Genomic DNA, 25,693 nt, shown 5'->3' on the forward strand with positions numbered 1-25,693 from the left:
CAACGCTTATGAAATCGAGCGCCGCCCGCAAGCCGGCTCCTGCATCTGTTTCGGGGCAGTCACTCCTTCACCATTCGTGCGCACACCCCTGACCCATGTCATCGCACCTTCTCGTTTCTTGACTAGTCTTATCTATTGGCGGCCATCAATTAGCCGCCACCGTGACTACCAAGAGGCGCCGGCCATGTTCCGTGCGTCCACCACCTGATCAGGAGTGCACGATGGATCTCAACCGTCGGCAGTTCTTCAAGGTCGCCGCAGTGGGCCTTGGAGGCTCGAGCCTGGCGGCGTTGGGCATGGCCCCGACGCCGGCCTTCGCCGAGCAGGTGCGTCACTTCAAGCTGGCGCACACCATCGAAACCCGCAACACCTGCCCCTACTGCTCGGTCGGCTGCGGCCTGATCCTGTACAGCCAGGGCGATGCGGGCAAGAACGTCAAACAGAACATCATCCACATCGAAGGCGACGCCGATCACCCGGTCAATCGCGGCACGTTGTGCCCGAAAGGTGCCGGGCTGCTCGATTTCATCCACAGCCCGAGCCGCCTCAAGTACCCCGAAATGCGCAAGCCGGGCAGCAACGAGTGGGTGCGGGTCAGCTGGGACGAGGCGCTCGACCGCGTCGCCGACCTGATGAAGAAAGACCGCGACGCCAACTTCATCGAGAAGAACGCCCAGGGGCAAACGGTAAACCGCTGGCTCACCACCGGTTTCCTCGCTGCCTCCGCCGCCTCCAGCGAGGCAGGCTACCTGACCCACAAGGTCGTCCGCGCAACCGGCATGCTGGGGTTCGATAACCAGGCACGTGTCTGACATGGCCCGACGGTGGCAAGTCTTGCCCCGACGTATGGCCGTGGCGCCATGACCAACCACTGGTCCGATATCGCCAACGCGAATCTGGTCCTGGTGATGGGTGGCAACGCAGCAGAGGCGCATCCGTGCGGCTTCAAATGGGTGACCGAAGCCAAGGCGCACAACCAGGCGCGGCTGATCGTGGTCGACCCGCGGTTTACCCGTACCGCTTCGGTGGCGGACTACTACGCGCCGATTCGTACCGGTACCGACATCGCCTTCATGGGCGGGTTGATCAACTACCTGCTGAGCAACGACAAGATCCAGCACGAGTATGTGCGCAACTACACCGACGTGTCGTTCATCGTCAAAGAGAACTATGGCTTCGAGGACGGGCTGTTCAGCGGCTACGACGAGGCCAAGCGCGTGTATGCGGATAAATCCGGCTGGGGCTACGAGCTGGGCGAGGACGGCTTCGCCAAGGTCGACCCGACCCTGCAGCATCCGCGCTGCGTATACCAGCTGATGAAGCAGCACTACAGCCGCTATACCCCGGAACTGGCCAGCATGACCTGCGGCATGCCGCAGGACGCCATGATGAAGGTCTGGGAAGAGATCGCCACCTGCTCGGTACCGGGCAAGACCATGACGATCCTCTACGCACTCGGCTGGACGCAGCATTCCATCGGCGCGCAGATCATCCGCAGTGCGGCCATGGTCCAGCTGCTGCTGGGCAACGTCGGCATGCCGGGTGGCGGGGTCAACGCCCTGCGCGGGCACTCCAACATCCAGGGCCTGACCGACCTCGGCCTGCTGTCCAACTCGTTGCCGGGCTACCTGACCCTGGCCGGCGATGCCGAGCAGGACTACGCCACCTACATCGACAAACGTGCGTCGAAGCCGCTGCGCCCGGGGCAGCTGTCATACTGGCAGAACTACGGCAAGTTCCATGTCAGCCTGATGAAGGCCTGGTACGGCGCCAACGCCACTGCAGAAAACAACTGGGGCTATGACTGGCTGCCCAAGCTCGACGTGCCGGCCTACGACGTGTTGCGCATGTTCGAGATGATGGACCAGGGCAAGGTCAATGGCTACCTGTGCCAGGGCTTCAACCCGATTGCCGCGCTGCCGGACAAGAACCGCGTCACTGCGGCCTTGGGCAAGCTCAAGTGGCTGGTGATCATGGACCCGCTGGCCACCGAAACCTCGGAATTCTGGCGCAACGCCGGGCCGTTCAACGATGTCGACACGGCCAATATCCAGACCGAGGTGATCCGCCTGCCCACCACCTGCTTCGCCGAGGAGGATGGCTCGCTGGTCAACAGCAGCCGCTGGCTGCAATGGCACTGGAAGGGCGCCGACGGCCCGGGCGAGACCCGCACGGACGTGCAGATCATGAGCGAGCTGTTCATCCGCCTGCGCCAGCGCTACCAGGCAGAAGGCGGCGCCTATCCCGACGCAATGATGAACATCAGCTGGCCGTACAAGATCCCCGAAGAGCCATCGCCTGAGGAACTGGCCAAGGAGATGAACGGCTGGGCGGTCTCCGACCTGACCGACGCCACCGGTGCCACGCTCAAGGCAGGCCAGCAGTTGTCGGGCTTCGGCCAGATGAAAGACGACGGCAGCACCGCGTCCGGCTGCTGGATCTTCGCTGGCTGCTGGACCGAACAGGGCAACCAGATGGCCCGCCGCGACAACAGCGACCCGTACGGTATGCACCAGGTGCAGAACTGGGCCTGGGCCTGGCCGGCCAACCGCCGCATCCTCTACAACCGCGCCTCCAGCGACCCCCAAGGCAAGCCATGGGACCCTGAGAAGAAGCGCCTGGTGTGGTGGAACGGCAAGGCCTGGACTGGCACCGACGTGCCCGACTTCAAGGTCGACTCGCCGCCAGAGGCGGGGATGAACCCGTTCATCATGAACCCCGAAGGCGTGGCGCGGTTCTTCGCCATCGACAAGATGGCCGAAGGCCCGTTCCCCGAGCACTACGAGCCGTTCGAGACGCCGATTGGCATCAACCCGCTGCACCCGCAGAACAAGAAGGCCACCAGCAACCCGGCCGGGCGGATCTTCGATTCGGTGTGGGACACCCTCGGCAAGCACGACGAGTTCCCGTACGCGGCGACGACCTACCGGCTGACCGAGCACTTCCATTTCTGGAGCAAGCACTGCCGCCTCAATGCCATCGCCCAGCCCGAGCAGTTCGTCGAGATCGGCGAGGTGCTGGCCAACGAAAAAGGCATCAAGGCCGGTGACCGGGTGCGGGTGTCGAGCAAGCGGGGGCATATCGATGCGGTGGCGGTGGTGACCAAGCGGATTCGCCCGCTGCAGGTCAACAACCAGACCGTGCACCAGATCGGCATCCCGCTGCACTGGGGGTTCACCGGGGCCACGCGGCATGGCTACCTGACCAACACCCTGGTGCCGTTCCTCGGTGATGGCAACACCCAGACGCCGGAGTCCAAGTCGTTCCTCGTCAAAGTGGAGAAAATCTGATGGCCAGCCAAGACATCATCGCCCGCTCGGCCACCACCACCGTTCCGCCTTCGGTACGCCAGCAGGAAGAGGTCGCCAAGCTGATCGACACCACCAAGTGCATCGGTTGCAAGGCCTGCCAGGTGGCGTGCTCGGAGTGGAACGAACTGCGTGACGAGGTCGGCCACAACCACGGCACCTACGACAACCCCCAGGACCTCACCGCCGAGACCTGGACCCTGATGCGCTTCACCGAGCACGAGCGCGACGACGGCAACCTCGAGTGGCTGATTCGCAAGGACGGCTGCATGCACTGCGCTGACCCGGGCTGCCTGAAGGCCTGCCCGAGCCCGGGCGCGATCATCAAGCACGCCAACGGCATCGTCGACTTCAACCAGGACCACTGCATCGGCTGCGGCTATTGCATCACCGGCTGCCCGTTCAACATCCCGCGCATCTCGCAGAAGGACCACAAGGCGTACAAGTGCACCCTGTGTTCCGACCGCGTGACCGTGGGCCTGGAGCCAGCCTGCGTGAAGACCTGCCCGACCGGGGCAATCGTGTTCGGCAGCAAGGAGGAGATGAAGGTGCATGCCGCCGAGCGCATCGTCGACCTCAAGTCGCGCGGTTTCGACCAGGCCGGGCTGTACGACCCGGACGGCGTCGGCGGCACCCACGTGATGTATGTGCTGCACCATGCCGACACACCGAAGCTGTATGCCGGCCTGCCGGACCAGCCGGTGATCAGCCCGCTGGTGGGCTTGTGGAAGGGCTTCACCAAGCCGCTGGCGCTGCTGGCCATGGGCGCGGCGGTGCTGGCCGGGTTCTTCCACTATGTGCGGGTTGGCCCACAGCGGGTGGAGGAGGATGAGCACCCCACACCGCCGGACGTCAGCGTGCATCAGGTGGACCCTGCGGTGCATGTCTATGATCCGGCCAGGCCCGGTGGGCAAGGGGAGCAGCGGCCATGAACGACAACAAACCCATCCTGCGCTACAACGCCAACGAACGGACCAACCACTGGATCGTCGCGATCCTGTTCATGACGGCGGGGCTCTCGGGGCTTGCGCTGTTCCACCCGGCGCTGTTCTGGCTCAGCCACCTGTTCGGCGGCGGGCCATGGACGCGCATCCTGCACCCGTTCCTCGGCGTGGCGATGTTCGTGTTCTTCCTCGGCCTGGTGTTCCGCTTCTGGCGCGCCAACTTCATCACCGCCAACGACCGCCTGTGGCTGCGTCGGGTCGACCGGGTGATGCTGAACAAGGAGGAGGGCGTGCCGCCGATCGGTAAGTACAACGCCGGGCAGAAGCTGCTGTTCTGGACCCTGCTGGCGTGCATGCTGGTGCTGCTGCTCAGCGGCGTGGTGATCTGGCGCGCGTACTTCAGCCAGCTGTTCGGCATCGAGATCATCCGCCTGTCGGCGCTGGCCCATGCCCTGGCGGCGTTCGTGCTGATCCTCAGCATCATCGTGCATATCTACGCTGGTATCTGGATCAAGGGCTCGATCGGCGCCATGCTGCATGGCTGGGTCAGCCGCGCCTGGGCACGCAAGCACCATGAGTTGTGGTACCGCGAAGTGACCGGCGACAAGACGCCGGGCAATCACGGACGGAAAGAAGGATAAGCGCTTGAGCACGATACTCGAACCCGGGCAGATCGAAGCGTCGGCAGTGATGTCGCCGTTTCTGCATCTGCCGCCTGCCAATCTGTTTGCATTGCGCGCAGCGCGCCTGGAACACCTGGCCGAGGGCAATGCCCTGGGTGATTACCTGCGGCTGATCGCTCAGCTGTGCCGCGTCCAGCAGCAGCTTGTGGATAACCCTCCCGGCGGGTTGCCGGTGGCCGAGGCACGTCAGCGCCTGTGCATAAGTCATGGCTTGCCACCGCTGGCAGCCGACAGCCTGGTGCGTGAGGGGCCCTGGCTGGTCTGGTTGCAGGCCTTGCTCACGCACCTTGATAGCCAGGCCAGTGGCGCGCTGGGCGAGGCGCTGCAAACCTTGCGTGACAGTGATGACAGCCAGCGCAAGGGCTGGGGTATCGCCTTGCTCGCCGGGCAATACGATGCGGTGCCGGCGGCACTGGTACCGTTCATTGGCGCGGTCTTGCAGGCCGCCTGGTCGAGCTGGTTGCTGGCGCTGCCAGCACCCGAGCTCAAGCCCGCCGGTAGCCTGGCGCAGTGCCCGGCCTGTGGTTCGCCGGCAATGGCCGGGGTGGTGCGCAACCGTGGCAAGCACAACGGCCTGCGTTACCTGGCCTGTTCGCTGTGTGCCTGTGAGTGGCATGTGGTGCGGGTCAAGTGCGTGTATTGCGAATCGAGCAAGGATTTGCGCTACACCAGCCTCGAAGATGATCGCCATGCACCGGGCAAGGCGCCGCTACGGGCCGAATGCTGCCCGGCATGCGAGAGCTACCTGAAGCAGAACTATCTGGAAAACGATGCGGCGGCCGAGCCACTGGCTGACGACCTGGCCAGCCTGGCGCTGGATATCCGCCTGGACGAGGAGGGATTCCATCGCCTGGCACCCAACCTGATGCTCGCGCCCGGGTAGTGGGTGAGTGTCTACACTGTAATACCGAGTCGCCTGCTTCGCGGGACAAGCCCGCTCCCACAGGTACTGCGCTGGCCTTCCGGGTTGCACAGCACTTGTGGGAGCGGGCTTGCCCCGCGAAGGGGCCAGCACAGACAACGGATCAGTCCAAGGTAGTACCGCATGTCCTCCAGCCTAGCCAGCGACACCCCACGCCTGCCCTCCATCGATACTCTCCTGCGCCACCCGGCCTGCCTTCCGCTGATCGAACGCCATGGCCGCGACGCCGTCCTGGCCACCTTGCGCCAGCTGCTCGACGACCTGCGCGACCCTGCCCGCAACGGCGAGCTCAGCAGTGCCGAACTGGCCCCTGAAATCCTCATTGGCCGTGCCGGCGAACGCCTGTCGATCCAGCAACGCAGCCAGGTACGCCGCGTGTTCAACCTCACCGGGACCGTGCTGCACACCAACCTCGGCCGCGCGCTGCTGCCCGAGGAAGCGGTCGAAGCCATGCAGACTGCCGCCCGCTACCCGCTCAACCTGGAATTTGACCTGGCCACCGGCAAGCGCGGCGACCGTGATGACCTGATCGAAGGCCTGATCCGCGAGCTGACCGGCGCCGAGGCCGTCACCGTGGTCAACAACAATGCCGCCGCCGTGCTGCTGGCGCTCAACAGCCTGGGCGCGCGCCAGGAAGGCATCATCAGCCGTGGTGAACTGATCGAGATCGGCGGTGCCTTCCGCATCCCCGACATCATGGCCAGGGCCGGGGTGAAGCTGCACGAGGTCGGCACCACCAACCGCACCCACGCCCGTGACTATGAAGCCGCCATCGGCCCGCGCACCGGCCTGCTGATGCGCGTGCACTGCAGCAACTACAGCATTCAGGGCTTCACCCATCAGGTACCGACTGCCGAACTGGCGCGTATCGCCCACCAGCATGAACTGCCACTGCTTGAAGACCTTGGCAGTGGCAGCCTGCTCGACCTCACGCGCTGGGGGCTGCCCGCCGAGCCGACGGTGCGCCAGGCGTTGGTCGATGGCGCCGATATCGTCACCTTCAGCGGCGACAAACTGCTGGGCGGCCCCCAGGCCGGTATCATCGTCGGTCGCAAGGAATTGATCGCCAGGATCAAGAAAAACCCGCTCAAGCGTGCACTGCGCGTCGACAAGATCACCCTCGCCGCACTCGAAGCGGTGCTGGCGCTGTACCGCAACCCCGACCGCCTGGCCGAACGCCTGCCGAGCCTGCGTCTGCTCACCCGGAGCCAGGCCGAGATCCAGGCCCAGGCCGAGCGCCTGGCTCCAGAACTCAAGGCCCGTCTGGGTGAGCAGTGGGCAGTTGGCGTCGAGCCCGCGCTGGGCATGATCGGCAGTGGCAGCCAGCCGGTGGCACGCCTGCCCAGTGCGGCGCTGTGCCTGCGCCCGCAAGTATCGAAGAAGCTGCGTGGGCGCAGCCTGCATGTGCTGGAGCGGGCCCTGCGCGACCTGCCGGTGCCGGTGCTCGGGCGCATCGCTGATGACGCCTTGTGGCTCGACCTGCGCCAGCTCGACGATGAGGCCCAGTGGCTGGCGCAGCTGCCGGCCTTGCAGTTGGGGCCAGTGCAATGATCGTCGGCACCGCCGGCCACATCGACCACGGCAAGACCGCGCTGCTTCAGGCCCTCACCGGCCAGGCTGGTGACCAGCGCCAGGAAGAGCGCGCTCGTGGCATGACCATCGACCTCGGCTACCGCTACGCGGCGCTGGCCGAAGGGGCGGCGTTGACCGGTTTCATCGATGTGCCGGGCCATGAGCGGTTTATCCACAACATGCTGGCCGGCGCCCATGGCATCGACCTGGTGCTGCTGGTGGTGGCCGCCGACGACGGGGTAATGCCACAGACCCGCGAGCACCTGGCGATCATCGAGCTGCTGGGTATTCCCCAGGCGCTGGTGGTGATCAGCAAATGCGACCGGGTCGAGCCCGCACGCCTGGCCGAGGTGCAGGCGCAGGTCAGGGCGTTGCTGGCACCGGGGCCTTATGCCAAGGCCCGGCAATTTCCTGTGTCGAGCATCACCGGGCAGGGTATCGAGGTGTTGCGCCGAGCCTTGCTGGAGGCCGAAGTGCGGGTGCGTAAGCGCAGCGTGCGCGGCGGTTTTCGCCTGGCGGTCGATCGCGCCTTCGCCGTGACCGGCGCCGGGGTGGTCGTGACCGGCACGGCGCTGGCCGGGCGCGTCAGTACCGGCGACACCTTGCTGCTGGGCAAGGCCGGCAAGCCGGTGCGGGTACGCGGCCTGCACGCGCAGAACCAGGTGGCCTTGGTGGCCGAGGCCGGTCAGCGGGTGGCGCTGAACATCGTCGCCGAACGCCTGACGGTAGAGCAGGTGCACCGAGGCGACTGGCTGGTACCTGAATGGTTGCATGCACCCAGCGTGCGGGTGGATATCGAACTGTGCCTGCTACCCGGTGAAACCCGCATTTTCGAGCATTTCAGTGCCGTTCACGTGCACCTCGGTACCCAGGATGTGACGGCCCGGGTGGCCTTGCTCGAAGGCGAAACCTTGGCCGCTGGCCAACGCATGTTTGCCCAGTTGCTGCTCAACGCACCGTTGCAGGCGGTACACGGTGACCGCCTGGTGCTGCGGGATCAGCGTGCCCAGCGCACCCTCGGCGGCGGCAAGGTGCTCGACCCGTTCGCGCCTAGCCGGCAGCGCCGCAGTGAAGAACGCCTGCGCCAGCTGCAGGTGCTGCGCGATGTCGATGACCTGGAGGAGGCACTGCCGGCTTTGCTCGCCTGCGCGCTCGGTGGCCTAGACCCGCAGCGCCTGGAGCGCCAGTTCAATCGCCAGCGTGAAACCTGGCTGTTGCCCAATGATGTGATGGTGGTGGCCACGCGCCAGGGCCCGTTGCTGTTCGCCAAGCGCCAATGGCTTGCACTGAGGCACCAGGTACTGGAACAACTGGCGCGGTTCCACGAACAGGAGCCCGACCAGCTTGGCCCGGACCGCGACCGCCTGCGCCGCTTCGCCGCGTTGCCGCTGGAGCGCCCGGCGTTTGTCAGCCTGCTCGATGAGCTGCTCAATGACGAAGTGATCGCCAGCAGCGGGCCATGGCTGCATTTGCCTGATCACAAGGTGCAATTGAGCGCCGCCGACAGCATGTTGTGGGAACGACTGCAGCCGAAGTTGCTGGCAGGGCAGTATGACCCACCCTGGGTCCGGACGTTGGCGACTGAAGAGCATTGCGCGGAGGCGGATGTACGCCTGCTGCTGCGCAAGCTGGCCCGGCTGGGCCTGGTGCATCAGGTGGTGCGCGACCTGTTCTACCCTGAGGCAACGCTACGGGGCATGGCAGAGCTGCTGCTGCGGCAGGCCAGCGAGACGCCGATAGTGCAGGTTGCTGCGTTTCGCGATATGTTGGGCATCGGTCGCAAGCGCAGTGTGCAGATTCTCGAATACTTCGACCGCATCGGCCTGACCCGCCGGGTGGCCGACCAGCGTCACATCCGCGCCGACAGCGCCCTGGCCCAGCAGCAGGCCAGGCACTGAGTTCAAGGAAGGCAATCGCGCCCGGTGGCGCGGCCGGGCTTCAAACCCGGTTGGGGACGGCAGCCGTTCCCGGGCAGGTTCGACTCCCGCTGCCTTCCGCCATTTTCCAGGGTTTAAGCCCGTTCCCGGCACAGGTCCAGAGCAAACCATTGCTCTGCAGTATCCACATCCAGCCCCGCACCCAGCAGCGCAAACATCTTGCCCAGCGCCGCCTCGCGGGTCATGCCGCCAGCACTGACCAGCCCGGCCGCGCGCAGGCGATTGCCCGCCGCATAGGTATCGAACACCACCGACCCTTCCGGACACTGGCTGATGGCAGCCAGCAGCACACCACGCTGGCGTGCCGCGCGCAGCACGTCGAGCAGCGCCTGGTCATCCGACGGCCCGGTACCGCTGCCATAGCACTCCAGCAGCAGCCCTTGCACGCCACTGTCGAGCAGCCCCTTCAGATGCCCGGCTTGCAGGCCCGGGAACACCGGCATCACCGCCAGGTTGACCGGCTGGCGCTGCTGGCGATAGCCCAGGGCGACAGGCAGTTCGGCGGCACGCTCGCCTTCACGATGGCGCGGTAGCGCGGCGAAGGCGTCGAAGGCCTCGCTGCGCAGCTTCGAAGCCCGGCAGCCATGCAGCAGCTGGCCGTGGAAGTACAGCTGCACGCCAGCTTCCAGGCCCTGTTCGATCTGGCGCAAGGCCCCGCACAGGTTGTCCCAGGCATCGCTGCCGGGCGCGCCGGCCGGCAGCATCGAGCCGGTCAGCAGCACCGGCACTGGCAGGCCCAGCAGCAGGAACGACAGCGCCGCGGCGCTGTAGGCCAGGCTGTCGGTGCCATGCAGCACCAGCACGCCGTCGTGGCCGGCGTCCACCGCGGCGACGATGGCATCGCGCATCGCCAGCCAGTTGTGCTGCTGCATGTTGGCGCTGTCGAGCAGCGGGTTCATTTCCTGCAGCGTCCATTGCACCTGGGGCGCATCGGTCAGCTGGGCGAGGTGTTCGCGCATCCGCGCGTCGAAACCACCGGCTGGCGCCAGGCCTTCGGCGGTTTCGAGCATGCCGATGGTGCCACCGGTGTAGAGGACGAGGAGATTCTTGACTGCACGCATGGAAAGCATCCGTAGCGGTGAGCGGAGGTAGAGCAGCCGCCCACGGACGGGGCGGCTGGGCAGGGCAGGATATCAGCGCTGCGGCTGAGCTTGGCCGACGGCTTTGTCAGTGGCTGTTTCCGCCTGCGGATTGGCAGGCCAGGCGTTGCGGTCCAGGTCCAGGTCGGCAAACTTCGACGAGTCGAACACGGGCTGCTGGATGCCGGCCTTGCGCTGGTCATCGTAGTCGCGCATCACCCGCAGGCCGACCTTGAACAGCAGGGCCAGGGCCACCAGGTTGACGAAGGCCAGGCAGGTCATGGTGATGTCGGCGAAGGCGAACACGGTCGACAGGTCCTGCATCGAACCCCACACCACCAGCGCCAGTACCAGGGCACGGAACGCCAGCAGCACCACGCGGTTGCGGCTGAGGAACTGCAGGCTGTTCTCGCCCAGGTAGTAGTTGTAGAGGATGCAGGTGAACACGAACAGCGACAGTGCCACGCTGACGAACAGGCGGCCCCAGTCACCGACCACGGCGGCCAGCGAGTTCTGGGTCAGGACGATGCCGTCACCCTCGAAGCCCGGGGTGTAGAAGCCCGACAGCAGGATCAGCAGCGCGGTGCAGGTGCAGATCACGAAGGTGTCGAGGAACACGCTGAACGCCTGGACCACGCCCTGGGCGCCCGGGTGCTTCACGGCGGCCACGGCAGCCACGTTCGGCGCACTGCCCAGGCCCGCTTCGTTGGCGAACACGCCACGCTTCACGCCCATGACGATGGCGCTGCCGAGCAGGCCGCCGAACGCTGGGTCGAGGCCGAAGGCGCTCTTGAAGATGGTTTCAAGCATGGCTGGCACGTGTTCGATCTGGGTGCCGATCACGTACAGGGTCACGCCGATGTAGGCCAGGGTCTTGATCGGTACCAGCAGGTCCGACACCGCCGCGATGCGCTTGATGCCACCGAGGAAGGTGATGGCCAGCAGCACGGCCAGGACGATGCCGGTGTGGCGCGGGTCGAAGGCGAAGGCGTTTTGCAGCGAGTGGGTCACGGTGTACGACTGCAGGCCGATGAAGGCGAAGCCGTAGGTGACCAGCAACAGGATCGAGAACACGATGGCCATGCTTTTACGCTTCAGGCCGTGCTGGATGTAGTAGGCCGGGCCGCCACGGTACAGGCCGTCGCCGTCGGCGCGCTTGTAGACCTGGGCCAGGGTGCATTCAAAGAAGCTGCTGGCCATGCCGACCAGGGCAGTGACCCACATCCAGAACACCGCGCCTGGGCCACCCAGGGTCACGGCGATGCCGACACCGGCGATGTTACCGGCGCCAACACGGCCGGCGAGGCTCAGCATCAAGGCCTGGAAGGAACTCAGCTGGCCTGCCTGGCCACGCAGCGATTCCTTGAAGACGGCGAACATGTGGCCGAAATGGCGGAACTGAACGAACCGCGAACGGATGGTGAAGTAACCGCCGAGACCGACGATCAGCACGATGAGGAGTTTCCCCGAAAGGAAATCGTTGAGTGCTTCGAGCATTGGAAAATGACCTCGATTCTTATTCTTCGTGTGAAAAGACAGCGGACGGCAGGCGCACCGCTATGCGTTGGGGCGCATGGTTGGCCATGACAAGAGTGGTTACAATTTCGCGGCTTGCTCTGTTTTGGTGCGACTTGATGCTACACTGGCATCATTCGCGTCACCTGAGTCTCCAGTCATGAGCGATCATTTCGCTACCAACCTCAAGCTGGCCTGCAGCCATTACCGCTCTATCTCCGAAGTTTGCCGGCAGCTCTCGATCAACCGCGCGCAGTTCAACAAGTACCTGAGCGGGCAGAGCCGCCCGACGCCTTTCAACCTCAAGCGCATCGGGGATTTCTTCGGTGTAGAGGATTACGAGCTGAACCTTCCGGCCGAACAGTTCGCCCGCCTCATTGGCGCGCGTGTGTCGGCTGTCGCTGACCAGCCCGGCGACCCGATCAGCGAACTGTTCCGCCCGCTGCACGAACATGCCGGCAATCTGTCGCGCTATTGCGGTTATTACTTCGAGTATTCCAACTGCATGTCGGTGCCCGGCACCATCCTGGTGTCGCTGGTGCACCTGTGGGAAGAACGCGGCCGCTTCCTGTTCGAGCGCCAGGAACGCCAGGAGCGCTCCAGCGCCACCGACCAGCATGCCGAGGTGCGCTGCCGCTACCTGGGCGCGGCGTTCCAGTTGCAGGACCGGGTGTTCCTCATCGACTACGAGTCGCTGACCTTCAATGAGATGAGCCAGACCATCCTCATCCCCAGCTTCAAGAGCCGCATCACCCGCCTGAACGGTTTGAAGTCCGGGGTGTCCAGCGGCGACCGGCGCAACCCGGCCTGCACCCGGGTGGTTTGGGAATACCTGGGTGAGGAGATCAACCGCATCAATGCCTATCGGCAGGTCAGGCTGTACCGGCCGGATGATCCACGGATCGATGACGATGTGCGTGAGCGGTTAAGTGTAGGGCCGTTGCGTAACAGCTTGTTCGAGATTGAATGATGGCGCCTTCAGAGCGTTAGCCGGTGTAGCCACTCGCCGATCGGGTTGCCTGAATCGAGCAACAACTTGGTTGCCATGATGCAGCAAACGCAGACCAACAATGGTTTGATCAGCCGGGGGCCGAAGTACACGGCGCAGCGAGCGCCCAGTTGAGCACCGACAAACGCCGCGCTTGCCATGGCCAGCGCTAGAGGCCAGATGATTGCTCCGCTCAGCGAAAACACTGACAGTGCGCCCAGGTTGCACGCGGCGTTCAGCAGCTTGCTGTTGCAAACGGCCTGTAGCAGATGCTGGCCCAACAGGATGACGCAGGCGAGCATGAAGAACGAGCCGACGCCTGGGCCGAAGATCCCGTCATAGAAGCCAATGACTGGCGCCACGGCAATGCAGAATACGCTGATTGAAAGCTTCGCCTTGCGCGACTGCTCATTGGGTTTCGGGCTGAACGCGAAATACGCGGCTACCAGAATCAGCAATATGGGAACGGATGCCTGCAGTAGCGTCTTGGGTATCAGGCTGACTGACAAGGCGCCGAGTGCGCCGCCGATGAAAGACATAAGTGCCATTGGGCTGCCACGTTTCCAATCGATCATGCCTTTACGGGCAAAGGCGCATGTCGCCGAAACCGTAGCCGAAGCGGCCTGAAATTTGTTGGTGGCGATTGCCGCCAGAGGTTCGATACCGGCAACAAACAATACCGGCAGTGTAATCAGGCCGCCGCCGCCGGCAATCGCATCGAAGAAGCCGGCAGTGAAAGCGACAAGGCCGAGTATGAGAATGAGTAAAAAATCGAGTTCGATCATCGGGCAACTTCCTGTACTCAGCCACGGACCAGTAGCGGGTCTTCAGCGATCACAATGGGAGCAGCGAAACGGGAGTATCCGAACTGGCGCACCAGTAAGCGTCGGTTGTCCTGGATGATGTTGCGGCCATGCAAGGCGCGTCCGTTGTTTATCAGCAGCGCGGTGTCAGCCTGCAGGTCGAACATCTCGGGTTGCGCGCTGTGCACGGCTTCCTGAAATGCATCAAAAGCACGAGCAACTGCGCTATCAGCATTTCCACTGAGCGAAAAGCGGTAGCTGTTGTACCGAAGCGAGAAGCCGCCATTGGTGTTGTACTGCAGTATCGACACGGCTTTGCCTGCATTGCCGAGCCCGTAAGCGAAGCAGTCACTGCGGGTGAAGTCGAAAGAGGGCGAAGTAAGGGCAAGTACATCAAGGCTGGCCATGCGTTCGATGATGCCGCGAAGTGGAATTACATGCGTCGGTTCATGGGCAGGGTTCCAGCGTGCGGTGAGGATCAGTGCGCAAGGCGCGGGTGAGTGGCCATCACTGGCAATGGTTGAACAGTTGTAGGGCGCTTCGGTGTGTGGTCCCAGCTGCAATCCCGCATGTGAGCTGATTTCGATTTCAGCATCGGGCCTCTCGTCGGGCCTGGGGATGCAGCCGCCCCCTTTGAAGTTGCCGACCAGGCGCACTTGCTGGCCTTCATTGTCGATGTCGAAAGCGAAACTTCGATGTTGTGCCAGCGCCAACAGCACTTGGTTGCGTGAAGCGAGGTATTGGCAGCGGTTGCTGCGCGCCATTACTGAAATGTCCGCCAACTGCTCTGGGGCCGAATCGGTGGGGCGAGGCATGCCCCTGAACATCAACGCGGACAGCAAGCCGTCGCTAAAACGTTGTAGTGTCGATTTTTGATCAGTACTCAATGTTGATTCGAGCTGCTTGGCGAACAGGCGTGCCTGAGCTGCCACTTTCCCAGCCTGTGGTCCCCCCAGATCAGTAAGAAAATCGCTTGCGAGGGTTATGGCCTGGCCTTGTTCCCGGTTGAAATCCAGGTACGCGACTTCTGAATGCGACATGGGACGTTCCTTGTAAATATGGGTGAAGTGCCTCAGCCGCCGCTTGGAAAATGCTTCAGCAACCGGCAAGTGGGCAGGTCAACAATTCAATGCCGTTATGCTGTTGAACTAAAGTCAGCTCGATCGTTGAAGGCTGTAGGAGAATTCATCTTGTAATCGCGCTGATCGATGAAGAGCCTGGTCGTTGGTGCCGTCCAGACCCCGTGTTGGACTTCCCCGCCCGGAAACCGCAAAATGACCCCTTTCCTTCTATCAACCTGTTCGGATCTGCTGACTCTATGCGTATGCGCCTGATGCTGTTGGGTGGTGGCAATGCCCTCGGGCAAGCGCTGATTCGTCTCGGGGCCGAGGAGGACATCGCATTCCTGGCACCGCGCCCGCCGGAGAACGGCTGGGCCCCGGCCAGCCTCACTCAGCTGCTTGACGATCATCGCCCCGATGCCCTGGTCAACCTGGCCTACTACTTCGACTGGTTCCAGGCCGAGGCGGTCAGCGACCAGCGCCTGGCCTTGCAGGAGCGGGCGGTGGAGCGGCTGGCGGAGTTGTGCCAGCACCACCAGATCACCCTGGTGCAGCCCTCCAGCTACCGGGTGTTCGACGGTTCGCGGGCCACGGCCTACTCCGAAAAGGACGAACCGGTACCGTTGGGCCAGCGTGGCCAGGCCTTGTGGCGTATCGAGCAGAGCGTGCGCGCGGCGTGCCCACAGCATGTGCTGCTGCGCTTCGGCTGGTTGCTGGACGAAAGCATCGACGGTGCCCTGGGCCGCTTCCTGACCCGTGCCGAGCAACCGCAGGAGCTGTTGCTGGCCGATGACCGCCGCGGCAACCCGACGCCGGTCGACGACGCTGCACGGGTGATCCTCTCGGTGCTCAAGCAGCTCGATTGCAGCGCGCCGCTGTGGGGCACCTACCATTACGCCGGCAACGAGGCGACCACGCCGCTGGCGCTGGGCCAGGCAATCCTCAGCGAGGCCGGGCAGTACCGTCAGCTGGCCGTACAGGCGCCTACCGCGCAGGCCCATGCCGCACGGCCGGATGCCAGCGAGGAGCCGCAGCACGCGGTGTTGGCCTGCAAGAAAATACTTCACACTTTCGGCATCAAGCCGCGTGCCTGGCGCGCTGGTTTGCCGCCACTACTGGATCGATTCTACCGCCATGGCTGATGCCCCCATCCTGATCACCGGCGGCGCCGGCTTCATTGGCTCCCACCTGTGCGATGCGTTGCTGGCCAAGGGCTATGCCGTACGTATTCTCGACGACCTTTCCACCGGCAAACGCGACAACCTGCAACTGGATAACCCGCGCCTCGAGCTGATCGAAGGCGATGTGGCCGACGCCGAGCTGGTTCAGCGTGCCGCCGCTGGTTGCCGTGCCGTGGTCCATCTGGCAGCAGTGGCGTCGGTGCAGGCGTCGGTCGAAGACCCGGTGAAGACCCACCAGAGCAACTTCATCGGCAGCCTCAACGTGGCCGAGGCCATGCGCGTGCATGGGGTGCGCCGCGTGCTGTTCGCCTCGAGTGCGGCGGTGTACGGCAACAATGGTGAAGGTGAGTCGATTGCCGAGGACACGCCCAAGGCGCCGCTGACGCCCTATGCGGTGGACAAGCTGGCCAGCGAGCAGTATCTGGATTTCTATCGCCGCCAGCATGGCCTGGAGCCGGTGGTGTTCCGCTTCTTCAACATCTTCGGCCCGCGCCAGGACCCATCCTCGCCGTACTCCGGGGTGATCAGCATCTTCAGCGAACGGGCGGTGCAAGGGTTGCCGATCACCGTGTTCGGTGATGGCGAGCAGACCCGTGACTTCCTCTACGTCGGCGACCTGGTGCAGGTGATGGTGCAGGCGCTGGAACAGCCGCAGGTGGAAGAGGGCGCGGTGAACGTCGGCCTGAACCAGGCGACTTCGCTGAACCAGATGCTCAAGGCACTGGAGCAGGTGGTGGGCAGCCTGCCGGCGATCAGCTACGGCCAGGCGCGCTCGGGTGATATTCGCCATTCGCGGGCGGACAACCAACGCTTGCTGGCGCGCTTCGATTTCCCGCAGCCGACCCCGATGGTCGAGGCTTTGGCCAAACTGCTCGGCAAGGCTTGAGATAGCCGGGGCCGCAAAGCGGCCCCAGATTCATGAATGCCGCACAACCTTGCGCCGGCAATCCTCTGCCGCGAGCAGCCTCCCATCCTCGGCCCGCACCTGCAGAATCCCGACCGGCCGCCCCTTGGCACTGTCCACCAGCGCAGACCGCGCTTCCCCCGCCTCGAACAGAAACCGCTCCCCCCACTGGCGCAACCCCACCACGATCGGAAACACCGAGCGCCCTTTCTCGGTCAGTACATATTCCTTGTAGGCGCTGCCATCGGACGCCGGCTGCAACGCCAGCAGCCCACTCTCCACCAGCAGCTTCAACCGCGACGCCAGGATGTTCTTGGCCAGCCCCAGGTTCTTCTGGAACTCGCTGAAACGGCGCAGGCCATCGAAGGCATCGCGCAGGATCATCAGCGCCCAACGGTCACCCAGCACTTCCAGCGCCCGGGCCACGGGGCACTGAGCGTTCACTTCATCGAGCATTGACAGTACCTGCAAGGTTCATCTGGTTGCAGATTAAAACCACATTTGCTAAATATCCAGCATGTGGTTTCAATTTGAAACCAAGTGCTAAGGAGTCAGCCCGATGAGTCGCTGGATAACCCTGTTGCTTGCCGCCACCTGCGCCATGGCCGTGGCCACGGTCTATTTCGCTCAGCCTTTGCTCGAGTCGATGGCTAGCGACCTGGGGGTGGCGCAACAGCAGATCGGTTGGGTGGTCGGTGCGACCCAGGCGGGTTATGCCCTTGGGTTGATACTGATCGTGCCCCTTGGCGACCTGCTCGAACGCAAGCACCTGCTGCTGGGGCAGCTGCTGGTTGCCGCTTTGGCCTTGATCGGGGTAGGCCTGGCGCAGGACTGGCTGATTCTGCTGGCAGCCCTGGCCCTGGTCGGGCTGATGGCGGTCATGGTGCAGGTGATGGTCGCCCACGCCGCGACCCTCGCCACCCCGGTCAGCCAGGGCCAGGCGGTGGGCACGGTCACCAGCGGTATCGTGCTGGGCATCTTGCTGGCGCGTCTGGTCTCGGGGGCACTCGCCGACCTGGCCGGATGGCGCAGTGTGTACTTCGTGGCGGCGGTACTGCTCGTGCTGATGGCGGTGGTGCTCTGGCGCTGGCTGCCAGCGAGCCGGATTCCCACGCAACGGTTTGGCTACCTGCAGTTGATCGGCTCTTTGTTCACCTTGTATCGAAACGACAGCCTGCTGCGCCGGCGCGGGCTGTTCGGCCTGCTGATCTTCGCGGCGTTCAGCGTGCTGTGGAGTGCCATGGCGCTGCCCCTGAGTGCACCACCGCTGGCCCTCAGCCATACCGAGATCGGCCTGTTCGGCCTGGCAGGTATCGCCGGTACCTTGGCGGCGTCGCGGGCCGGTCGGCTGGCTGATCGAGGGCTGGGCGAGCGCACCACCGGGCTGGCGCTGGCCTTGTTGACGCTGTCATGGCTGCCGACAGCCTTGGTCGGGCACTCGCTGACGGCGTTCGTGCTGGGTGTGCTGATGCTGGATTTCGCCGTGCAGGCGGTGCATGTCACCAATCAGAGCCTGTTGCTGGCGGGGCGTGGTGCGATGGCCAGCCGCTTGATCGGCGCTTACATGTGTTGCTACTCGATCGGTAGCGGCCTGGGTGCAGTGCTGGCGAGTTGGGTGTATGCGCGCTGGGGCTGGATCGCAGTCTGTGGGTTGGGGATGGCGATCAGTGTGCTGGCACTGGGGTACTGGGCTTGGGGGCAACGAGAAAGGGCGACCGAAGCCGCCCTGTCGTGTTCAGGTCAGAACTTGTAGCCGAGGCCGACCATGTACACCCAAGGGTCGACATCGACGTCGACCTTGGTCTTGCTGTAGCCCAGGGCGGTCGGGCCATTGACGCTGGCCTTGGTGTCGATGTCGACGTACCAGACCGAGGCGTTGACCAGCAGGTTGTCGGTGATCATGTAGTCCATGCCCAACTGGCCGGCGATACCCACCGAATCCTGCAGCTTGAGGTTGCTGAAGCCCTGTTGCTTGCGCTCGCTGGTCAGGTCTTCGTCGAAGAACAGGGTGTAGTTGATGCCGACGCCGGCATAGGGCTGGAACTTGGAGTTAGGCTCCATCGGGTAGTACTGTACGGAAAGGGTCGGTGGCAGCTGTTTGATGTCGGCCAGCTTGCCGTCCAGCCCGCCGCCCAGGCCTTTGACGCCTACGCTGTGCTTGAACGGGGTCGCGGCCAGCAGCTCCAGGCCGATGTGGTCGGTGAGCATGTAGGCGAAGGTCAGGCCCAGCTGGGTGTCGCTGTCCAGGGTTGCCTTGGTGCCCGAAACCTTGTTGCCGTCGAATTTCAGGTCGCCACTGTTTTCGTTCGGGGCAGTGGTGATGGCACCGGCGCGGACGATGACATCACCCGCCTGGTGGGCGTGGGCGACAGGGGCGGCGAGCGCAAGGGCCACAAGCGAGGCGCCGAGCAAGGACTTGTTCATGGAAGCTCCCAAAGGACGTGAGTAATCGAGTAGTCCAATGGTAAGGAGCCGTCTAAACCAATTGTTTGACCCAGCTCAAAGAACTGTTGTCACGAATTCGAAACAGTTCTCACTTGAGAACATAAGCGTATATTTTCTCGGCCTCCATCTGGTAGCCGGCGTCGGCCAATTCGCTGCTGGAGGCTCTGACCTGCATCTTTCCCTCGATCCAGTAGGGCTGGTAGAGGTCCTCCACGCGCACACCCATTTCACTGAAAATGTGCACGATCTGGTTGGACGGTGGGGGCGGCACATGAATGCAGGCACCGTAGTAAGGCACCAGCAGGAACTCCGTGGTGCGGCCTTCTTCGCTCACCTCCAGCGGCACGATGTAGCCCGGGATCTTCACCTGCTGACCATCGAGCGTTTTCACCACCGGGGCGTCGGGCCCTTGCTGGCGTGCCGGTGGGGCCGACTCGGCCGACAGCGCATCGCTCAGCTGCGACATGTCGTGCAGCGGCGCCAGTTGTGGCGGGATGACCGGTGCGCCCTCAGGGATGAGTGCAGGCCAGTCCAGCTCGCGCACCTCGTCCGCCCATACAGGAGCGGCGAAGAACAGGATCGATAACAGCAGTACGCGGAGCATGGTGCCTCTCAGAGGTGAATGGACAGGCCGTCGGCCAGCGACTGCCGATAGGCGCGCCAGGCCGGTACGCTGCCCATCAGCAGCGCTGCGCCAAGGATGATAGCCAGCAGCGTCCACTCATGTGCGCTGGGCAGGGCCAAGGGCAGGAAAAGACCGTAGTTGGCCTGAACGTAGCCTTGGGCCAGGGCGATGCCTGCATACAGCAACCCGAGCCCCGCCGCGATGCCTGTCACTGCCAGCGCCAGCGCTTCGAGCACCAGCAGCCCGGCGATATGCCACGGCCGCGCGCCCACCGAACGCAGGATCGCCATCTCCCGGCGGCGTTCGTTGAGGCTGGTCAGAATTGCCGTGAGCATGCCGATCAAGCCGGTCAGCACCACGAACAGCGACACCACGAACAACGCCTGTTCGGCGGTGCCCATCAGGCTCCACAACTCCTGCAGGGCAACGCCAGGCAGGATCGCCAGCAACGGTTCGCTGCGGTACTCGTTGATCTCGCGCTGCAGGCTGAAGGTGGCGATCTTGCTGTTCAGGCCAAGCATGAACGCGGTGATGGCCGTCGGCTGCAGGTCCATGCTCCGTGCCTGGTCGGCGCTGATGCGCCCGGCGCCACGGGCCGGCACGCCGTTGTGCCAGTCGATGTGGATGGCCTCCATGCCGCCGAGGCTGATGTGCAGGGTGCGGTCGACCGGCGTGCCGGTGCGCTTGAGCACGCCGACCACGGTGAACGGCTTGTCGTCATGCTTGACCAGGCTGATCGCGGCGACACCGTGCGCCAGTACCAGCTTGTCGCCGAGCTTGTAGTGCAGCGCTTCGGCCACTTCGGCGCCGAGCACCACTTCGAACGGGTCGCTGGCGAATTCACGGCCCTGGCTCAGTTCCAGGTGCTGCTTGCGGCCGTACTGATAATGGTCGAAGTAATCGGTGGTGGTGCCCATCACCCGGTAGCCACGGTGCGAGTCACCCAGCGAGATCGGGATCGCCCACTTCACCCGTGGGTCCTGGGCGTAGTGCTGGTAGCTGTCCCAGCGGATGTTGTTGGTGGCGTTGCCGATGCGGAACACCGAATACAGCAGCAGGTTCACCGAGCCCGAGCGAGCGCCGACGATCAGGTCGGTGCCGCTGATGGTGCTGGCAAAGCTGGCGCGCGCTTCGGTGCGCACGCGTTCGACGGCCAGCAGCAGGCACACCGACAGGGCGATGGCGAAGGCGGTGAGGAATGCCGTGAAACGGCGGTTGGCCAGGCTGGCCAGGGCAAGGCGGAGCAGGTACATCAGGCCTCCCGGGGCTTGGCGGCGCGGTTGAGTTCGGCCAGGGACAGGTGACGGTCGAACAGCGGTGCCAGGCTCTGGTCATGGCTGACGAACAGCAGGCTGGAACCGGCTGCGCGGCACTCGTCGAACAGCAGGCGGATGAACGCTTCGCGGGTGTCGGCATCCAGTGCCGAGGTCGGCTCGTCGGCGATCACCAGCTCCGGCTGGCCGATCAGCGCACGTGCAGCGGCAACGCGTTGCTGCTGGCCGATCGACAGGCTGTCGGCACGCCGTGCGAGCAGTGCCGGGTCACCCAGGCCCAGGTGCGCGAGCAGCTCGCTGGCGGCCTGGTCGACGCTGCCGTGGCGCTGAATGGCACGTTCAGCGCGGCTGCGCGAGAACCGGCACGGCAGCTCGACGTTCTCGCGCACCGAAAGGAACGGCAGCAGGTTGAACTGCTGGAAGATGTAGCCGGTGTGGTCGACCCGGAAGCGGTCACGCGCACCCTGGCCGAGCAGGGCAAGATCCTGCCCGAGCAGCTGGATACGCCCCTGACCCGGCCGGTTGACCCCGCCGAGCAGGCCCAGCAGGGTGGTCTTGCCACTGCCGCTGGGGCCCTTGAGGAACAGTGCTTCACCCGCTTCCAGTTGGAAGGCCGGGATATCCAGCAGCGGCGCCTGGCCAGGCCAGGCGAACACCAGGCCCTGCAGTTCAATCAACGCCTGGCGCATTTCAGAACGCGACCACGGCCTTGGCAGGCGAGGTTTCTACGCCTTTCTGGCCATTGGGGCCGATCAGTTGCACGTTGATCTTCTGGGTGGCCGGGAAGGCCTTGTACAGCGGGGTCAGGTCGATCTGGGCGAGTTTTTCCGGGGTGGCGCAGGTCAGCTGGTAGTGGGCATTGATGTCGCTGTGCACGTGGCCTTTTTCATGCTCGTCACCGTCGTCGTCAGCTTTGGCTGCGTCGCCGAACAGCGGGCTTTCCAGCTCTTGCTGGTCTTCCTTGCAGCCGGCGGCCGAGGCCAGGGCGAACAGCTTCAGCGGTTGTTCGAGCTGCTGGCGCACGGCGGCGACCTTGGCCTTGTCGGCATCGCTGCTGGCCATGTGCTCGAAGCCGACCAGGTTCATCGCCGGGCTGTCCAGTTCCAGCTCCAGGGTATTGCCATCGAGCACCGCGTTGAGCTTGGCCACGCCATGCTCGTGGGCGCCGAGGGTGCCGTGGGCGTGATCATGGTCATGTTCGTCGTGGGCATGGACCACGGCCAGGGGCAGCAGGGCGAAGGGCAGGGCGAGCAGCAGGCGACGCATGGACGACTCCGGGGGCGGGCTGGAAAGTTTGGTTATGTTATAACAACTTTTCTTCGCGTCGCCAGTCTGCATGGTGCAGGTTTCATGTTGCGGTAGCATGGCTGCATGGATCTGAGCTCAAGGAGCGCAACGTGAGAATTCGTGGACAGATTGGTGACTGGCCGGTGGACCTGACCATCGAGCTGGAGCCGCAGGAGTGGGCGCAATTGGGACGGCAGATCGAGGTGCCGGTGGCAGAGCCGGTCGCCGTGGCAGCGGCACCGCGCCAGGATGACGGGCAGTGGCATGCGGCGCGTGAGGTGCTGCGCCTGGCGGGGCAGATGAGCGGTCCGGAATTGCTCGACCGGCTGGAAGGGCTGGCCGGGAGCACGGCGGCGGGCAAGCGGCTGCTGGTGCGCTTGCGGCACAGCAGTGAGGTGAAGGTGGAAAGTGGCGTGGATGCGCCGGTGTATCACTGGGTGGGGTGAGGTTCTGGATTCTGGGGCTGCTCTGCAGCCCTTTCGCGACACAAGGCCGCTCCTACAGAAGACCGCGTTCCCTTGTAGGAGCGGCCTTGTGTCGCGAAAGGGCCGCAAAGCGGCCCCGGCAATCTCAAATTCAGAACATGGCCGAAGACAAGCGGCGGCGATACACACCCACCAGCGGGTGATCATTGCCCAGCAGCTCGAACACCTGCAGCATCGCCTTTTGCGGCAAGCCGTTCTCATACCCGCGATTACGCTGGAACAGCTTCAGCAACCCGTCCAGTGCCGCTTCATACTGCTGGCGCGCCAACTGCTGGATGCTCAGCTGGTAAGCCGCCTCATCATCCTGCGGATTCTGCGCCAGGCGGCTCTTCAGGTCGGCGACCTCCGGCAGGCTCGCAGCCTGGCGCAGAAAGGTCAGCTGGGCCTTGGCACCGGCCAGTGCAGCCTTGTGCTCATCGGTCTTGACCGCATCCAGCACCACCTGGGCCTCACCCAGCTCGCCACGTTCTGCCAGGCAACGGGCATACAGGATCAGCGCCTCGGCATTGCTGTTGTCTTCACCCAGCAGCGCTTGCAGCGCAGCTTCGGCCTCGGCGAAACGGCTTTCGGCGAACAGCGCCTTGGCCTGCTCCAGCGGCGAAGCGGTCGGCGCGGCCGGCAGTTGCACATGGGGCTCGAGCATGGCGCGGATCGCCGACTCCGGCTGCGCACCGGCAAAACCGTCGACCGGCTGGCCATCCTTGAACAGCACCACGGTCGGCAGGCTGCGGATGCCGAACTGGGCCACCACCTGCTGCTCGACGTCGCAGTTGATCTTGGCAAGCAACAACTCGCCCTGGTAACCCTCGGCGATTTTCGCCAGCAGCGGCATCAGCGCCTTGCACGGCGCGCACCACTCGGCCCAGAAGTCCACCAGCACCGGCTTGTGGAAGGAGTTCTCGATCACCAGTTGCTGGAAGGTGGCATCGGTGGCATCGAAGATGTATGGGGTGTCCTGGCTCATCGCGACTCTCGGTAATCCGTGAATGGCACCACTATAAAGGCTCGCGGCTGGCGTGGTACAGGCTGACCCGGCGGAATTCGTGCGGCTCGGCCAGGTCCGGCAGGGTCAAGGCCTCGAGCACGCCAAGCTGCCGGTACAGCGGGTGGCTGAAATCGCGGACACGCGAGTCGGCCACCAGTGCCTGGCGGCCACGCCCCAGGAAGGCATCGAGCAGCGGCAGGTTGGCGCGGTCATAGAGCACGTCGGCGACCAGGATCAGGTCGAAGCGGTCGGCTTCGGCGAAGAAGTCGCTGCTGTAGCCCAGCTCGACCTCATTGAGCTGGGCGTTGGCACGGCAGGCTTCCAGGGCCAGCGGGTCGAGGTCACAGGCGACCACTTCCAGCGCCCCGGCGCGGGCCGCCGCAATCCCGGCAATGCCGGAGCCGGCACCAAAGTCCAGCACGCGCTTGCCGGCGACCCACTCGGGGTGCGCCGCCAGGTAGCGGGCCATGGCCAGGCCACTGGCCCAGCAGAAGCTCCAGTACGGCGGTTCTTCGAGGATGCGCCGGGTTTCTTCGCTGCTGAAGGCGCGGTCCATGTTCTGGTCATCGATCAGCCATAGCTTCAGTTCGCACTCGGGCAGATCGCTGATGACCAGGCGCGCTTCGCCGATCAGGCCGCTGAGGGCCTGTTGCAGGGCCAGCGGCGCCACTTACGGCGCCTTCTCGAAACGCAGTGGGCCGGTGGCCTGGGTCTGGGCCTGGATGATGCGCACCGGTGGCAGGTGCATGATCAGCTGGCCGGAGCTGCTGGCGCGGCCGCGCAGCTCGACGCGGGCACCGGCCGGGAAGGCCTCGGGGTTGAAACGCAGGTGGTAGGGCAGGGCCTGGCCGGTGCCGGTCAGGGTGCTGCTGGCCAGCAGCTGTTGCGGGCGGTCGCGGTCGTCGATGACCAGCAGTGCCAGCTCCACGTCGGCGCCGGCGGGGATCTCCAGCAAGGTGCCGCTCAACTCACGCTGATAGGCCGGCAGCGGGCCGAGCGGTTCGGCGTTTTTCGCCACCTTGGCCGCTGTTGGCGCAGGGACTGCTTCGGTCCTGGGGCGGTCACTGCCGCAGGCGGCGAGCAGGGAAGCGCAGCACAGCACGACGAGCGCACGAAGATGCATGGGTGGGTCCTTCACGGGCAGAATTGTATGGATGTTAACCCCTTTGGCTTGTCTTGCCAGTGCAATGCGCTACCATGGCCCTCCCTTTTTTTGTTGCCTGCCACCATGCACTGTCCCTTTTGCGGTGCCAACGACACCAAGGTCATCGACTCGCGTCTGGTCGCCGAGGGCGAACAGGTGCGCCGCCGCCGTGAATGCGTTGCCTGCGGCGAGCGCTTCACCACCTTCGAAACCGCCGAGCTGGTGTTGCCCCGGCTGATCAAGCAGGACGGCACGCGCCAGCCCTTCGATGAAGACAAACTGCGGGCCGGCATGCAGCGTGCGCTGGAGAAGCGCCCGGTCAGCGTCGAGCGCCTGGAAGCGGCGCTGGCGCATATCAAGAGCCGCCTGCGCGCTACCGGAGAACGTGAGGTCAAGTCACTGGTGGTAGGCGAAATGGTCATGGCCGAGCTGCGCAAGCTCGACGAAGTGGCCTACATCCGCTTCGCCTCGGTGTACCGACGCTTCCAGGACCTCGACGAATTCCGCGAAGAAATCGACCGCCTGGCCCGCGAGCCGGCTAAAGAGTGAGC

General features: G+C 64.5%; 25 protein-coding genes and 1 tRNA gene. 13 read left to right on the forward strand and 13 right to left on the reverse strand.

The window, feature by feature from the left end; genetic code table 11:
- The first annotated feature begins 221 nt into the window (after positions 1 to 221).
- The 7 genes from fdnG to ACIPZ8_RS17845 all read left to right on the forward strand — a co-directional run bounded on the left by fdnG (position 222) and on the right by ACIPZ8_RS17845 (position 9,429).
- A complete protein-coding gene (fdnG, locus tag ACIPZ8_RS17815) occupies positions 222 to 3,290 on the forward strand; it encodes a formate dehydrogenase-N subunit alpha (RefSeq protein WP_400725696.1) in 3,069 nt (1,022 codons plus the stop codon).
- A complete protein-coding gene (fdxH, locus tag ACIPZ8_RS17820; protein ID WP_400725699.1) occupies positions 3,290 to 4,240 on the forward strand; it encodes a formate dehydrogenase subunit beta in 951 nt (316 codons plus the stop codon). The genes fdnG and fdxH overlap by 1 nt, the downstream gene beginning before the upstream one ends.
- Positions 4,237 to 4,893, forward strand: a complete 657-nt coding sequence (locus tag ACIPZ8_RS17825; RefSeq protein ID WP_400725701.1) for a formate dehydrogenase subunit gamma — start codon at positions 4,237 to 4,239, stop codon at positions 4,891 to 4,893. The genes fdxH and ACIPZ8_RS17825 overlap by 4 nt, the downstream gene beginning before the upstream one ends.
- A 4-nt stretch (positions 4,894 to 4,897) precedes the next feature.
- A complete protein-coding gene (gene fdhE, locus ACIPZ8_RS17830; protein ID WP_400725704.1) occupies positions 4,898 to 5,818 on the forward strand; it encodes a formate dehydrogenase accessory protein FdhE in 921 nt (306 codons plus the stop codon).
- A gap of 162 nt (positions 5,819 to 5,980) precedes the next feature.
- Positions 5,981 to 7,408 (forward strand): L-seryl-tRNA(Sec) selenium transferase, encoded by a 1,428-nt coding sequence (gene selA / locus ACIPZ8_RS17835; protein WP_400725707.1) that lies wholly within the window; start codon positions 5,981 to 5,983, stop codon positions 7,406 to 7,408.
- The gene (gene selB / locus ACIPZ8_RS17840; RefSeq protein ID WP_400725710.1) at positions 7,405 to 9,327 is read left to right on the forward strand and encodes a selenocysteine-specific translation elongation factor; all 1,923 of its coding nucleotides are present in this window, start codon (positions 7,405 to 7,407) and stop codon (positions 9,325 to 9,327) included. Before selA ends, selB begins: the two co-directional genes overlap by 4 nt.
- Before the next feature lie 6 nt (positions 9,328 to 9,333).
- Positions 9,334 to 9,429: transfer RNA gene (locus ACIPZ8_RS17845), tRNA-Sec, on the forward strand.
- Positions 9,430 to 9,440: 11 nt separating this feature from the next.
- Here the strand turns inward: ACIPZ8_RS17845 and ACIPZ8_RS17850 are convergent.
- Both ACIPZ8_RS17850 and ACIPZ8_RS17855 read right to left on the reverse strand, forming a co-directional pair.
- On the reverse strand, positions 9,441 to 10,427 hold the full coding sequence (locus ACIPZ8_RS17850; protein WP_400725712.1) for an asparaginase: 987 nt from the start codon (positions 10,425 to 10,427) through the stop codon (positions 9,441 to 9,443).
- A gap of 72 nt (positions 10,428 to 10,499) precedes the next feature.
- Entirely contained in the window at positions 10,500 to 11,942 is a 1,443-nt protein-coding gene (locus ACIPZ8_RS17855; protein ID WP_400725715.1) for an alanine/glycine:cation symporter family protein, read from the reverse strand.
- A gap of 178 nt (positions 11,943 to 12,120) precedes the next feature.
- Between ACIPZ8_RS17855 and ACIPZ8_RS17860 the strand changes: the two genes are divergently transcribed.
- Positions 12,121 to 12,930 (forward strand): helix-turn-helix domain-containing protein, encoded by an 810-nt coding sequence (locus tag ACIPZ8_RS17860; protein ID WP_400725718.1) that lies wholly within the window; start codon positions 12,121 to 12,123, stop codon positions 12,928 to 12,930.
- Positions 12,931 to 12,938: 8 nt separating this feature from the next.
- Here ACIPZ8_RS17860 and ACIPZ8_RS17865 read toward each other — a convergent pair whose 3' ends face one another.
- Together ACIPZ8_RS17865 and ACIPZ8_RS17870 are read right to left on the reverse strand one after the other, a co-directional pair.
- Positions 12,939 to 13,733, reverse strand: coding sequence for a TSUP family transporter (locus tag ACIPZ8_RS17865; RefSeq protein WP_400725721.1), 795 nt, complete (start codon positions 13,731 to 13,733; stop codon positions 12,939 to 12,941).
- 17 nt (positions 13,734 to 13,750) lie between these two features.
- Positions 13,751 to 14,791 carry a hypothetical protein gene (locus ACIPZ8_RS17870; RefSeq protein ID WP_400725724.1) on the reverse strand — a complete coding sequence of 347 codons (1,041 nt, stop codon included), beginning with the start codon at positions 14,789 to 14,791 and terminating at the stop codon, positions 13,751 to 13,753.
- A 278-nt stretch (positions 14,792 to 15,069) separates the two neighbouring features.
- On the opposite strand from ACIPZ8_RS17870, the gene ACIPZ8_RS17875 reads away from it, so the two are divergent.
- Entirely contained in the window at positions 15,070 to 15,954 is an 885-nt protein-coding gene (locus ACIPZ8_RS17875; protein WP_294341451.1) for a sugar nucleotide-binding protein, read from the forward strand.
- Entirely contained in the window at positions 15,947 to 16,879 is a 933-nt protein-coding gene (locus tag ACIPZ8_RS17880) for an NAD-dependent epimerase/dehydratase family protein (protein ID WP_400725727.1), read from the forward strand. The genes ACIPZ8_RS17875 and ACIPZ8_RS17880 overlap by 8 nt, the downstream gene beginning before the upstream one ends.
- Before the next feature lie 30 nt (positions 16,880 to 16,909).
- Here ACIPZ8_RS17880 and ACIPZ8_RS17885 read toward each other — a convergent pair whose 3' ends face one another.
- Entirely contained in the window at positions 16,910 to 17,353 is a 444-nt protein-coding gene (locus ACIPZ8_RS17885) for a winged helix-turn-helix transcriptional regulator (RefSeq protein WP_400725730.1), read from the reverse strand.
- Positions 17,354 to 17,456: 103 nt separating this feature from the next.
- On the opposite strand from ACIPZ8_RS17885, the gene ACIPZ8_RS17890 reads away from it, so the two are divergent.
- Positions 17,457 to 18,650: an MFS transporter gene (locus ACIPZ8_RS17890; protein ID WP_400725732.1), complete on the forward strand. Its 1,194-nt coding sequence runs from the start codon at positions 17,457 to 17,459 to the stop codon at positions 18,648 to 18,650.
- On the opposite strand, the gene ACIPZ8_RS17895 is transcribed toward ACIPZ8_RS17890, so the two are convergent.
- The 5 genes from ACIPZ8_RS17895 to ACIPZ8_RS17915 all read right to left on the reverse strand — a co-directional run bounded on the left by ACIPZ8_RS17895 (position 18,638) and on the right by ACIPZ8_RS17915 (position 22,507).
- A complete protein-coding gene (locus ACIPZ8_RS17895) occupies positions 18,638 to 19,321 on the reverse strand; it encodes an OmpW family protein (RefSeq protein WP_060509644.1) in 684 nt (227 codons plus the stop codon). The two genes, ACIPZ8_RS17890 and ACIPZ8_RS17895, sit on opposite strands and share 13 nt — an antisense overlap.
- 109 nt (positions 19,322 to 19,430) lie before the next feature.
- Positions 19,431 to 19,946, reverse strand: a complete 516-nt coding sequence (locus ACIPZ8_RS17900; protein ID WP_400725735.1) for a DUF3299 domain-containing protein — start codon at positions 19,944 to 19,946, stop codon at positions 19,431 to 19,433.
- An 8-nt stretch (positions 19,947 to 19,954) separates the two neighbouring features.
- Positions 19,955 to 21,220 (reverse strand): ABC transporter permease, encoded by a 1,266-nt coding sequence (locus tag ACIPZ8_RS17905; RefSeq protein ID WP_400725738.1) that lies wholly within the window; start codon positions 21,218 to 21,220, stop codon positions 19,955 to 19,957.
- Positions 21,220 to 21,930: an ABC transporter ATP-binding protein gene (locus ACIPZ8_RS17910; protein ID WP_400725741.1), complete on the reverse strand. Its 711-nt coding sequence runs from the start codon at positions 21,928 to 21,930 to the stop codon at positions 21,220 to 21,222. Before ACIPZ8_RS17910 ends, ACIPZ8_RS17905 begins: the two co-directional genes overlap by 1 nt.
- 1 nt (position 21,931) lies before the next feature.
- The gene (locus ACIPZ8_RS17915) at positions 21,932 to 22,507 is read right to left on the reverse strand and encodes a DUF2796 domain-containing protein (RefSeq protein ID WP_400725744.1); all 576 of its coding nucleotides are present in this window, start codon (positions 22,505 to 22,507) and stop codon (positions 21,932 to 21,934) included.
- 131 nt (positions 22,508 to 22,638) lie between these two features.
- Between ACIPZ8_RS17915 and ACIPZ8_RS17920 the strand changes: the two genes are divergently transcribed.
- Positions 22,639 to 22,974: a hypothetical protein gene (locus tag ACIPZ8_RS17920; protein WP_400725747.1), complete on the forward strand. Its 336-nt coding sequence runs from the start codon at positions 22,639 to 22,641 to the stop codon at positions 22,972 to 22,974.
- Positions 22,975 to 23,104: 130 nt separating this feature from the next.
- On the opposite strand, the gene trxA is transcribed toward ACIPZ8_RS17920, so the two are convergent.
- Genes trxA through ACIPZ8_RS17935 form a run of 3 tightly spaced genes read right to left on the reverse strand, consistent with a single transcriptional unit; the run spans position 23,105 to position 25,121 of the window.
- The gene (trxA, locus tag ACIPZ8_RS17925; protein WP_400725749.1) at positions 23,105 to 23,977 is read right to left on the reverse strand and encodes a thioredoxin; all 873 of its coding nucleotides are present in this window, start codon (positions 23,975 to 23,977) and stop codon (positions 23,105 to 23,107) included.
- Between the two features lie 31 nt (positions 23,978 to 24,008).
- Entirely contained in the window at positions 24,009 to 24,668 is a 660-nt protein-coding gene (locus ACIPZ8_RS17930) for a class I SAM-dependent methyltransferase (RefSeq protein WP_400725752.1), read from the reverse strand.
- Positions 24,669 to 25,121 (reverse strand): YbaY family lipoprotein, encoded by a 453-nt coding sequence (locus ACIPZ8_RS17935; RefSeq protein ID WP_400725755.1) that lies wholly within the window; start codon positions 25,119 to 25,121, stop codon positions 24,669 to 24,671.
- Positions 25,122 to 25,226: 105 nt separating this feature from the next.
- Between ACIPZ8_RS17935 and nrdR the strand changes: the two genes are divergently transcribed.
- On the forward strand, positions 25,227 to 25,691 hold the full coding sequence (nrdR, locus tag ACIPZ8_RS17940; RefSeq protein WP_009685710.1) for a transcriptional regulator NrdR: 465 nt from the start codon (positions 25,227 to 25,229) through the stop codon (positions 25,689 to 25,691).
- Positions 25,692 to 25,693: the final 2 nt, after the last annotated feature.

Source organism: Pseudomonas sp. NPDC089422 (assembly GCF_044749405.1).
GTDB lineage: Bacteria > Pseudomonadota > Gammaproteobacteria > Pseudomonadales > Pseudomonadaceae > Aquipseudomonas.